The sequence below is a fragment of the Sporichthya sp. genome (genome assembly GCF_013815995.1).
Taxonomy (GTDB): Bacteria; Actinomycetota; Actinomycetes; order Sporichthyales; family Sporichthyaceae; genus Sporichthya.
Genome location: NZ_JACDFE010000162.1, coordinates 1 through 10,819, shown reverse-complemented (window position 1 = coordinate 10,819; position 10,819 = coordinate 1). Strand labels below are relative to the sequence as shown.

Sequence of the window (10,819 nt, the reverse complement as noted above, 5' to 3'; positions counted from 1 at the left end):
CCCGCGGCATGCTCTTCTACCGCCTGCTCCAGCAGGCCGTCGCCACCGATCCACACCCGCTGAACGAACTGATCGTCAGATAACAGTCCCGATAAGGATCACTGCACTCAAGCAGATATGCAGAACACATGTTCGATAAAGTCCGGTTCCGGCGTACCCCGCGTCGGGTAACGCTCGGCGAACGCCGGACGTCGGGTTGTCCAAATCCGCGCCGGGTCTCTTGGTGCCGCGGGCGCGAGCCGGAGATGATTCGGATCAGTCCCGCAGCGGGCGTGCCCTCGACGTGAGCGCATGTCAGGGATGGAACGCTCGGGCGGCTTATGCACGGCGCCCCTGGCCCGCGCTCATCCAAAGGCGGTCACCGGTGCGACGTGAGCGCGCGCGTCAATCCACTGCCGGATGGCGACGTGGCGCCACGGCCGGCGTCCTCGCCGTGGTGAGCGTGGCTGCCACGGGCGCGGTTCTGCTGGGGCCGGTGGGCGCATTCGCCGCTGACGCCGCCGCGGGCGAGACGGTCGTGTTCGCCGGCGACCGCGACGGTGACTACGAGATCTTCTCGATCAACCCGGACGGGAGCGGTCTGCAGCAGCTGACGCGCAACGCCGACCTCGACAAGGCGCCGGTGATCTCCCCGGACGGGCATCGGATCGCCTTCGCGCGCTACGTCGAGTCCGCCGGCGCCTCGGCAATCTTCGTGATGAACGCGGACGGGACCGGGGAGCGGCGACTGACCGACTATCCGGGAGGGGACGGCTTTCCCGCATTCTCGCCGGACGGCACAAAGATCGCGTTCGCCCGTGGCCGACCCCTCGGCGACGACATCCTCGTCATGGACGCCAACGGCGACAACCTCGTCGCGCTGACCGACGATGACGCCTCGGACCGTGAGCCCAGCTTCTCGCCCGACGGCACGAGGATTGTGTTCAGCAGCGCCTCCCGGGCCGATGACGTGGGCGGCAACGGTGACGTGTATGTGATGGACGCAATCGACGGCGGCCACCTCACCAACCTCAGCAGCAGCGCTGGCGGAGACAGGAACCCGTCCTTTTCGCCGGATGGCGCCAAGATCGTCTTCTCGAGCGGCCGTTCCGGCGACGACGACGTGTTCACGATGAACGCTGACGGCAGCAACCCGGTCGCGGTATCGCCTCGGCCTGGCACAGACCATTCGCCGCGCTTCTCACCGGACGGCTCCAGGATCGTGTTCGAGGGTTGGGGCCAGACCAATACCGGAAACCGGCTGTACACCATGGCTGCTGACGGCAGCGGCCAAGCCCTGGTGACGTCCGGGCCCAGCGACGTCACGCCGTTCTGGGGTGTCGGTCCGCAGCCTGGCCCGGCGCCGTTGCGGAGTCCCGCCCCGACGCCGATCCCGCGCCCCAACGGGGGCATCGCGTTCGAGGCTGTCGCACCGGATTCGACCCTCGGGCCGCCGGCAGGGGTGGACCAACCCGCGTGGGGCGCGTACGCCGCGCCCGTCCCGACACCGACCCCCGCGCCGGGCGACGCCGCCGCGACCGTCACGCTCACCGTCCTCGACCAGGGCCAGGGCGACGGCGGGTTCGCCATCTCCACACCGGCCGGGGCAACCGTCGACATGGGCACCCCGATCACCGGTAGCTCGGGTGGCGTCAACTTCCTCGACTACAACGTCGCGACGATCCCGAACGTGACCGTCACCGACACCCGCCCTGGCCTGCTGGCCTGGTCGGTCGTCGCCCAACTCTCGAACTTCGACCCGGGCCTGATCTTCGCCCGCTGGATGGGTTGGACCCCGGCCGTGGTCGGCACCGCCAACATGGGTGCCGTGGCCGGTCCCTTGGTTCCCTCCGGCTACCCGGGGACCGACTCCGGTCTGCACTCCGGTCGCGTGATGGCCACCGTGCCTGACGGCCACGGCGACGACCCCGGGACCACCGCGACCCTGACCGCTGCGCTCAACCTTCGGGTGCCGACCTCGGTTCCCGCAGGTGACTACACCGCAGTGATGACGCTGACGGTGCTCAGCTAACCAAGCCTCCATGCTGGGCACGACGCGTCCGCAAAGCCTGGATAAGGCCGAGGGTCGAGATGATGGCCCACACACCCTCGAGCAGCGTGAAGCCCAGGTCGTGGTTGAGCCCTGCCACCACGGCGAGGATCCCGGTCCCGACCGCATTCAGCAGCAGGAAGAGCGCGGAGTTCGAGGGCAGCCCCATCCGCTGGTTCGCCACGAACGCGGAGAGCACGATCAGTGCGCCGACCATCTGGATTACCTGGCCCATGGGCGGAACCCTAGATCGCCGGGCGAGAGCAGAGCCGCGCGCTGTGGTGCACCGGCGCGCAACCCAGGTTCCGGCCGAAGCTCAGCAGCATGCGGTCTTGACGGCACCGCCCACGGCGGGCGCGCAGCCCAACAGGTCGCCGACGAACGCCCGGGTCTGACGTCCGGCGCCCTCGTTCACGCCCAGGCCGATCTCGATCGCCTCAGCGATGTCCGCCTCCGAGACCTCGGCAGCGCGGGCCGCACCGAGGTGGTGCTCCAGGCAGGGTCGACAGTTCGCCGCGGCGGACGCCCCCAGGGCGACCAGCTTCTGCTCGTGTGCGTTCACGCGCATCCTTCGGTTGGGCGACTTCTGGGAGGTCGGTGGCGACGAGCGCTAGGGCGTCGGGCCAGGTGCGATCTCGTTGAGGAGCCAGCGGACTCGCGCGTCGATGTCGTCGCGAATGGCACGGACCTCTGCCAGCGGACGCCCCGCGGGGTCGGCGAGGTCCCAGTCGAGGTAGCGCTTGCCAGGGTAAACCGGGCAGGCGTCCCCGCATCCCATCGTGATCACGACGTCGGCGGCCTGCACGACGTCGTCGGTCAGGGGCTTGGGGTAGGCGGGTGCCTCTCCGTCGCTCAGCTCCAGCCCGATCTCCGTGATGGCCGCCACGACCACGGGTTCGAGTTCGCCCGCGGGCAGCGAGCCCGCCGAGCGGACGTGGACCCGGCCGCCACCGTGATGGCGCAGCAGCGCAGCGGCCATCTGGGAACGACCGGCGTTGTGGACGCAGACGAACAAGACCTCCGGCACGCGTTTGGTGATCGCCCCCTTGGCCTGGGCGAGTGCGGTCAGCCGGTCCGTTGCGAAGTGCTCGGCGAGGATCGGCACGTAGGTGCGGATCTTCGCCGTCCGCAGCAGCGTGGTGTAGGACTCGAAGACGTACCGTTCGACAGTCTCGGCGGCGAACACGCCGGCGAAGCGTTTGGCCAGCTGATCGGCGATGCGAAGCAGCAGCCCCTCGGTGTTGGGGTCCGCGAGGTTGTGCGTGGTCGGTGCCATCAAAGCCTCCTGGCCGTCACGGCTTCAGATTGGGGAGCGGGATCTTCGCGGGTTCGTGGTGCGGGACAACGACGTTCTCCGCACCGCGCCCGGGGTCTCGTCGAGCAGCAGTGCCAGCGCCGCCAGAGCCCCGGCCGGCACCCGGTAGTACACCCAGCTGGCGCGGCGCTCGGAGGTCAGTAGCCCGGCTTCCCGCAGGACTTTGAGGTGGTGGCTGATCGTTGGCTGGGAGACGTCGAACTCCCCGGTCAGATCGCACACGCACGCCTCGCCGCCGGCGTGCGAGGCGATCAGCGAGAGCAGTCGGAGTCGCACGGGGTCACCGAGTGCCTTGAACGACCCGGCCAGGCCTTCGGCCTGATCGGGCGTGAGGGGCTCGCGGACCATGGGTGAGCAGCAGCCCAGCGGCGTCAGCTCCACGGGAGCCCCCCATCGATCGGCATCGACATCGACCAGCGTCCATATTGACAATCTTCGATGGCTCGCGCAAGCTCGGTGCATAGATGATTATCTATGCCGGGCCGCTCCGGTCATGACGAAAGGACGCCGCAATGCCCCGAATCCAGCTCGCCCTACGGGTCGCCGACCTGGAGGGCTCGATCGCCTTCTACACCAAACTCTTCGGGACCGAACCGGCCAAGCGCCGCCCTGGCTACGCCAATTTCGCCGTCGTCGAGCCGCCGCTGAAGCTTGTCCTGATCGAAGGCGAGCCGGACCAGGCGACCGTCATGGACCATCTCGGGATCGAGGTCGAGACCAGCGAGGCGGTCGCTGCAGCGACCTCGCGGTTGTCCGGCCAGGGCCTCCCCACGTTGGAGGAGGCGGATACAGCCTGCTGCTACGCACTGCAGGACAAGGTGTGGGTGCACGGCCCGGGTGGGGAACCGTGGGAGGTCTACACGGTCAAGGGCGATGCCCCCGCGCTCGCCAAGTCCGAGGACAGCGGCTGCTGTGTTCCCGAGTCAGCCCACGGCGTCCCCGGGGCGCAGGCGACGGTCGCATCGACCTCGGCGTGCTGCTGACGCCGCCGCGCGCCGACGCGCTGAACCCGGTGGACGACTGGTGTTGGATCGGCGGATGCAGATTCCGGCCGCGATCCTGTGGGAGCCGAACACGAGGTGGAGCGTCGAGGAGATCACCCTCGACCCGCCGCGCGAGGGCGAGGTGCTGATCAAGCTCGCCGCCAGCGGCCTGTGTCATTCCGATGAGCACCTGGTCACCGGCGACCTCGCGCCCGACCCGGGGTGGGCGACCGCGCAGGGCATGGAGCGCTACCCGGTGATCGGCGGCCACGAGGGCGCCGGTGAGATCGTCGAGGTCGGTCCGGGTGTCACGCGGGTCCGTCCCGGTGACCACGTGGCGCTGTCGTTCCTGCCCAGTTGCGGGCGGTGCCCGAGTTGCGTGGTCGGACGCCAGCAGCTCTGCGACCGCGGCATGTACCTGCAGGGCGGCCGCCAGCTGCTGGACCGCACCAGCCGCCATCACGCCCGCGGCCGCGACCTCGGCCTGATGTGCCTGCTCGGCACCTTCGCGCCGTACACGGTGGTGAACGAGGACAGTTGCGTCGTGATCGAGGACGACCACCCCCTGGAGCTCGCCGCGTTGGTCGGCTGCGGGGTCACCACCGGGTGGGGGTCGGCGGTGTACGCGGCCGCCGTCCGGGCGGGGGAGACCGTGGTCGTGGTCGGTGTCGGCGGGGTCGGAATGAGCGCGGTGCAGGGCGCCGCGTTCGCCGGTGCCCGGCACGTGGTCGCGGTCGACCCTCTTGCGTGGAAGACCGATCTCGCCCTCAAGCTCGGCGCGACCCACACCGCCATGTCGATGGCCGAGGCACTGCCGCTGGTCACCGAGCTCACCCGCGGCCGGCGCGCCGACAAGGCGATCCTGACTGTCGGCCTTGCGCTCGGCACCCACATCGCCGAGCTGATGGCGTTGGTAGCGAAGGCCGGGCGGGCCGTGGTCACCGCCGCGGGCCGGGCCACCGACCTGGACGTCAAGCTCAACCTCGTCGACCTGACCATGCAGCGCAAGGAACTTGTCGGCTGCCTGTTCGGCAACGCCAACGCCCGGGTCGACATCCCGCGGCTGCTCGCGCTGCACCGCGAGGGGCGACTCAAGCTCGACGAGCTGGTCACCGCCACGTACTCCCTGGATCAGGTCAACGAGGGTTACGACGATTTGCGCGAGGGCCGCAATCTCCGCGGCCTGATTCGCTTCTGACGGTCAATCAGACGTGCACCGGGAAGCTGCGTAAGCCTCGGGAGAGCAGGACCGGGTGCCAGGCGAGTTCGGTGTCCACCGGGCGGAGGCCGGGCAATCGCTCCAGCGCGCGGGGGATGGCGACCGCGGCCTCCAGCCGGGCCAGCGGTGCGCCCAGGCAGTAGTGCAGACCCAGGCCGAAGCCGAGTTGGCGCTCGCCGTGCCGGGTGATGTCGAGGCGGTCCGGGTCGGTGAACACCTCAGGGTCGCGGTTCGCCGAGGCCGGGCAGAGGAACACCCGGTCGCTGCGGCGCAAGGTGCGACCGCGCAGCTCGACGTCCGCGGCCATGACCCGGGCCACGGTCTTGGCCGGACCGTCGTAGCGGAGCAGTTCGTCGACCGCGGACTCGGCCAAGGCCGGGTCCGCCTCCAACAACGCCCGCTGGTCCGGGTTGCGCACCAGGGCGAGCAGCCCGGTACCGATCAGGCTGGTGGTGGTCTCGTGCCCGGCGAACAGCAGCAGCACGCCGGTGGAGACAACCTCGTCGGGGGACAGCGCGTCGTCGTCGTCCCGGGCCGCGATCAGCGCCGAGATCAGGTCCTCCGCGGGCTCGCGCTCGTGTCGGCGGACCAGCTCCGAGAGGTAGGCGGCCAGCTCGCCCAAGCCGGCCGCGCCGGCCGCGTAGCGCTGGGGGTTGCCCAGGCTGCCGAACACCAGGCCGGTGATCTGATCGGACCAGTCCTTGAACCGCGGGTGGTCCTCGCGCGGAACGCCCAGCATCTCCGCTATCACCGAGGCGGTCAGCGGGTAGGCGTAGTCACCGACGAGGTCGACGGCGCCGCCGCGGGCCAGGGCCGCGTCCAGGAGTTCGTCGGCGAGCTCGAGCACCCGCGGCCGGATCGCGCTGACGGCGCGGGGTGTGAAGGCGCGGTTGAGCAGGCGCCGCAGCCGGGTGTGGTCAGGCGGGTCCTTGAAGACCATCCAGTCCTCGAGCACCCCGAACGCCGCCTGCACGCCCGGGTCGGCCGCTTCAAGCTTGGCCCGGCGGTAGGGGGCGATCCGGTCGGAGGAGAACCGGTCGTCGCGCAGCGCCGCCGACACGTCGTCGAAGCGCATCACGAACCAGGAGCGATACCGCTCGCTCCAGTGCACCGGGTCGCGCTCGCGCAGCGCCGCCATCAGCGGATACGGATCGATCACCGCCTCGGGGGAGAGCAGGTCGGCGTCGGCCAGGTCCAGAGGCGGGTCCATCTGAGGGACCGTCATGGACGTTCCAGCACGGTGACGACGCAGGCGTTGCCGTCCAGCACGGACACGCCGCCGCCCATCGTCTCCACCAGCCCGAGCCGGGCGTCCTCGACCTGGCGACCGCCGGCCTGGCCGCGCAGTTGCCACACGATCTCGGCGACCTGGGCCAGTCCGGTCGCGCCGAGTGGGTGCCCGCGGGAGAGCAGCCCACCGGAGGGGTTCACCGGCTGGGCGCCACCGAGCGCGGTCACCCCGGTCGCGGCGGCCTTCCCGCCCTCGCCCGGAGCGGCGATGCCGAGTGCCTCGGTGGTGACGATCTCGCCGATGGTGAACGCGTCGTGGACCTCGACCACGTCGATGTCGCCCGGGTCGTCCAGGCCGGCGGCGGCGTAGGCATCCGCGGCGGTGTCGCGGACCAGGTCGTGGCCCCAGACGTGTCCGGACCGGTGGTTCCAGGCCTCACCGCTGCGGAACGCGACCCCGCGCACCCGGATCTCCCGGCCGCTTCCGGTGGAAGGGGCAAGCACCGCCGCCGCGGCGCCGTCCGAGGTCGGGCAGCACTGCAGCAGGGTGAGCGGGTCGGCGATCATCCGCGAGGCGAGGACCTCCTCGACGGTGTACTTCCCGGCGTACTGCGCGCGCGGGTTGTGCAGGGCGTGCGCGTGGTTCTTCACCGACACCGCGGCCAACTGATCCAGCGTCACCATGCCCAGGTGCAGGTAGCGGGCGGCGGCCATCGCATACAGCGCGGGCATGGCCAGGCCGGAGCGGCCCTCCGGGTCGGTCGGCTCCGGGGTGATCGCGCCGTCGAAGGCGGTACTCATCTGTTCGATGCCGAGAGCGAGCACTCGCCCGTACCGGCCGCTCTGCACTGCCTCGTGCGCCTCGGCGAACGCGACCGTCCCGCTGGCGCACGCGGTCTCGACCGTGATGACCGGGATTCCGGTGATGCCCAGGGCGCGCAGTACTCGCGGCCCGCACCCGGCGGGACCGAACACGGTGCCGACCCAGACCGCGTCCACCCGGTCGGTGCCGGCGTCGGCGAACGCTTCTGACACTGCGGCCGCGGCCAGGCCGACCAGGTCCTGGTCCGGCTGGCGCCCGAAGTGCGAGGTGCCGACGCCGTGGACGCTGACCGCACTCACGTCAGCACCTCGACCCGGAGGTCGCCGTCGGGCGAGGACTCCAGCAGGCGGACCCGGCCACCGATCGAAGGTGCCTCGTCCCCATGGGCCAGCACCCGGGGGCCGTCGTCGAGGTCGACGTAGACCAGCGCGTAGGGCGGGGTGCGGCCGGGAATCGGGATGCGGACCACCGTCGCGCTCCATACCGTGCCCTCAGGCCCGAACTCGGCGGGCGTGACCTCGCCGGCGCAGTTCGGACAGCGCGGCCAGGCGAAGGCCGCGACCTCCCCGCAGGCCGCGCAGCGCAGGCCGGCCACGCGGGGTGTCCCGTCGTCGCCGACATGGACGCGAGGCCGGGACTCAGGAGGCATCCAGCCAGGTAACCAGCCCGGGGGAGCACAGGCCAGTCGCAGTTACTACGCCTTGACAGTCGCCGCCGCGCCCGCCAGGTTCGCGGGATGGGCGCCTCAGGTCCGCGGTCGGTGAGCACGGATGAGCGCGGCTTCCCGCGCTACTGGGACGAGGAGCGCGAAACCCTCGACCCTGGGAAGCGCGAGGGGCTGATCCTGGAGCGGATCCAGCACCAGCTGGCCTACGTCTACGCCGAGCTGCCGTTCTACCGGCGGCACTACGACGCGCACGGCTTCCACCCGGCGCAGGTCCGCTCGGTCGAGGACTTCACCACCAAGGTCCCGGTGATCACCAAGAAGATGCTGATCGCCGACCAGGCCGAGTACCCGCCCTACGGCAGCTACGCGCGCGACCTCAAGGCCGGCGAGATCGCCCGCATCCACGGCTCGTCCGGCACCTCGGGAACGCCGACGATGTACGCGGTCTCCAAGGCGGACTGGGACCGGGCCGGCGACGTGCACGCGATGGCGCAGTGGTGCGCGGGAATCCGGCCCGACGACATCGTGCAGGTGGGCTTCCCGTTCGGGCTGTTCTTCGGCGGCTGGGGCGTGGTCCAGGGGGCCGAGCGGATCGGCGCGACGCTGTTCCCGCTCGCCATCACCGAGTCCGAGCGCCACCTCGAGCTGATGGCCCGGCTGGGTTCGACGGTGTTCAGCGCGACCCCGTCGTACTGCATCCACCTGCTCTCGGTCGCGGAGAAGCTGGGCATCGACCTGCCGGGCAACACGGTGCGCCGGCTGCTGGTCGGCGGCGAGCCCGGCGGGGCTCTGCCGAACACGCGCAAGGTCATCGAGGAGGGCTGGGGCGCCACCGCCGCGGACTGCGGATCGACCTCGGAGATGTACCCGTTCCAGACCAGCGTCGCCTGCACCGAGGGCACCGGCACGCACCTCTACATCGACGAGGTCTTCACCGAAGTCGTCGAGGCCGACGACCTGAACGCCCCGGTGCCGGCCCGGGCGCGGGGTGCGGTGGTCTACACGCACCTGTGGCGGGACTCCCAGCCGATGATTCGGTTCGCTCCCGGGGACGAGACCTATCTGGACACCGAGACCTGCCGGTGCGGGCGCACGTACCCGCGGATGCCCGAGGGCGTGCTCGGGCGCCTGGACGACATGCTCGTCATCCGCGGCGCCAACGTGTTCCCGAGCGCGGTGGAGACCGCCCTGCGCTCGGTGCCCGAGCTGGGCCCGGAGTTCCGGATCCTGGTCCGCCGTGTCGGGGCGATGGACGAGATGACGGTGCAGACCGAACTCGGACCGGCCGCGGCGCCGGGCTCGGAGAGCGAGGCGGCCCGGAGGGCGGAGGACGCCCTGAAGCGGGTCCTGCAGATCCGGGTCCCGGTCGAGCTGCTCGCGCCGGGCACCATCCCGGAGACCACCTTCAAAGCCCGCCGGGTCGTCGACGAGCGGCCGAAGTCCTGAGCGATCCCGTCCGGCTGGACGGGTGTGACGAATGCCGGTTGTGAGCTGGCCGCAAACCGGTTCGCACGTGCTCGACCGGACCGGAGAATGGTGCAATGAGTCTCTCGGATCGCGACCGCCGGCTGCTGGCCGAAATGGCCCGGCGGCTCGAGGAGCAGGACCCGGAGCTCGTCTCGGCGTTGCGGGGTCCGGCTGAGCCGGCGACTCCGCGGGAGCTCTGGCCGCGGCGAGTGCTCGCGCGGTGGCAGGAACGGTTCCGGGAGTCCGAGCGTGCGCCTATCCGGACGGCCGTGGCCGCGGGTGCGTTCTTCGTCGCGGGACTGATGCTGGTGGGCGACTTCTCCGGTGAGTCGGCACCGACCCCCGGCGCCAGGTCCGAGATGCCGGTGTTCGCCGAGCAGCAGCTGGATCGATAACGGCATGCTTTTGCACGGCGAAGGCCCTGACCATTGGTACAGGTCAGGGCCGCTTCTTCGTATGCGCGCGGCCAGCGAACGTCGGGGCCGCGGTGCCCCACCAGCCGTTGTCGTACCCGACGGGCAGGCTGCGTCGAAGGACGGCGAGCTGACCGACCCCTCCGTTCAGCGGAGGACGGCCATGCCGTGGTCCATCTTATATCTTCTTATATATGGGCCGATCTATAAAGAGGTCTCAAGCTGTGCTGCCCAGCCCTTACAGCCCCGGCGCCGGGACGATGCCGCCCTTTCTCGCCGGCCGCGACGGCGTCCTGCGTGATGTCGAGGACCTGCTGACGCGGGCAGAGCACTTCCGCCGTGGGAGCGGCCCGCTGGTGTGGACCGGCGTGCGTGGCGTCGGCAAGACCGTGACCCTGGTCGAGGCACGAACCCGCGCGGGGCGCCTGGGGTTCCTCGCCGCGCACGTCACCGCCGACCGCAGCGGAGACCTGCCGCACCGGTTGGCCGCAGCCATCGGCGGCGCCTTGGCCAACGCCGACATCAACCGGGCCGGTCGACGCTGGGTCTGCATATCTGCTTGAGTGCAGTGATCCTTATCGGGACTGGTATCTGACGATCAGTTCGTTCAGCGGGTGTGGATCGGTGGCGACGGCCTGCTGGAGCAGGCGGTAGAAGAGCATGCCGCGGGCAC

13 protein-coding genes are annotated in these 10,819 nt (G+C 70.6%); 6 read left to right on the top strand and 7 right to left on the bottom strand.

The features are described 5' to 3' along the window. Positions 1-442: 442 nt before the first annotated feature. Complete coding sequence (locus H0X00_RS16855) at positions 443-2,011, top strand: hypothetical protein (protein WP_293773083.1); 1,569 nt, start codon at positions 443-445, stop codon at positions 2,009-2,011. On the opposite strand, the gene H0X00_RS16850 is transcribed toward H0X00_RS16855, so the two are convergent. The 4 genes from H0X00_RS16850 to H0X00_RS16835 all read right to left on the bottom strand — a co-directional run bounded on the left by H0X00_RS16850 (position 2,004) and on the right by H0X00_RS16835 (position 3,692). Beyond that, complete coding sequence (locus H0X00_RS16850) at positions 2,004-2,264, bottom strand: hypothetical protein (protein ID WP_293773080.1); 261 nt, start codon at positions 2,262-2,264, stop codon at positions 2,004-2,006. The genes H0X00_RS16855 and H0X00_RS16850 overlap by 8 nt on opposite strands. Positions 2,265-2,345: 81 nt before the next feature. Beyond that, positions 2,346-2,591: a carboxymuconolactone decarboxylase family protein gene (locus H0X00_RS16845; RefSeq protein WP_293773077.1), complete on the bottom strand. Its 246-nt coding sequence runs from the start codon at positions 2,589-2,591 to the stop codon at positions 2,346-2,348. A gap of 48 nt (positions 2,592-2,639) precedes the next feature. Continuing rightward, the gene (locus H0X00_RS16840; protein ID WP_293773075.1) at positions 2,640-3,305 is read right to left on the bottom strand and encodes an arsenate reductase ArsC; all 666 of its coding nucleotides are present in this window, start codon (positions 3,303-3,305) and stop codon (positions 2,640-2,642) included. 24 nt (positions 3,306-3,329) lie between these two features. Further along, the gene (locus tag H0X00_RS16835; protein WP_367186669.1) at positions 3,330-3,692 is read right to left on the bottom strand and encodes an ArsR/SmtB family transcription factor; all 363 of its coding nucleotides are present in this window, start codon (positions 3,690-3,692) and stop codon (positions 3,330-3,332) included. Positions 3,693-3,856: 164 nt separating this feature from the next. Between H0X00_RS16835 and H0X00_RS16830 the strand changes: the two genes are divergently transcribed. Together H0X00_RS16830 and H0X00_RS16825 are read left to right on the top strand one after the other, a co-directional pair. Then, positions 3,857-4,327: an ArsI/CadI family heavy metal resistance metalloenzyme gene (locus tag H0X00_RS16830; RefSeq protein WP_293773071.1), complete on the top strand. Its 471-nt coding sequence runs from the start codon at positions 3,857-3,859 to the stop codon at positions 4,325-4,327. 55 nt (positions 4,328-4,382) lie between these two features. Then, entirely contained in the window at positions 4,383-5,525 is a 1,143-nt protein-coding gene (locus tag H0X00_RS16825; protein WP_293773068.1) for an NDMA-dependent alcohol dehydrogenase, read from the top strand. 7 nt (positions 5,526-5,532) lie between these two features. Here the strand turns inward: H0X00_RS16825 and H0X00_RS16820 are convergent, their stop codons facing one another. The 3 genes from H0X00_RS16820 to H0X00_RS16810 are packed head-to-tail and all read right to left on the bottom strand — an operon-like array spanning position 5,533 to position 8,194. Continuing rightward, positions 5,533-6,756: a cytochrome P450 gene (locus tag H0X00_RS16820; protein ID WP_293773066.1), complete on the bottom strand. Its 1,224-nt coding sequence runs from the start codon at positions 6,754-6,756 to the stop codon at positions 5,533-5,535. An 11-nt stretch (positions 6,757-6,767) separates the two neighbouring features. Next, positions 6,768-7,898, bottom strand: coding sequence for a thiolase family protein (locus H0X00_RS16815; protein ID WP_293773064.1), 1,131 nt, complete (start codon positions 7,896-7,898; stop codon positions 6,768-6,770). Next, a complete protein-coding gene (locus H0X00_RS16810) occupies positions 7,895-8,194 on the bottom strand; it encodes an OB-fold domain-containing protein (RefSeq protein ID WP_293773062.1) in 300 nt (99 codons plus the stop codon). The genes H0X00_RS16815 and H0X00_RS16810 overlap by 4 nt, the downstream gene beginning before the upstream one ends. Before the next feature lie 165 nt (positions 8,195-8,359). Between H0X00_RS16810 and H0X00_RS16805 the strand changes: the two genes are divergently transcribed. The 3 genes from H0X00_RS16805 (at position 8,360) to H0X00_RS16795 (ending at position 10,709) form a co-directional block, all read left to right on the top strand. Next, positions 8,360-9,712 carry a phenylacetate--CoA ligase family protein gene (locus H0X00_RS16805; protein WP_293773059.1) on the top strand — a complete coding sequence of 451 codons (1,353 nt, stop codon included), beginning with the start codon at positions 8,360-8,362 and terminating at the stop codon, positions 9,710-9,712. 95 nt (positions 9,713-9,807) lie between these two features. Continuing rightward, a complete protein-coding gene (locus H0X00_RS16800) occupies positions 9,808-10,128 on the top strand; it encodes a DUF3040 domain-containing protein (RefSeq protein WP_293773056.1) in 321 nt (106 codons plus the stop codon). Between the two features lie 242 nt (positions 10,129-10,370). Next, positions 10,371-10,709 (top strand): hypothetical protein, encoded by a 339-nt coding sequence (locus H0X00_RS16795; RefSeq protein ID WP_293773054.1) that lies wholly within the window; start codon positions 10,371-10,373, stop codon positions 10,707-10,709. Positions 10,710-10,819: the final 110 nt, after the last annotated feature.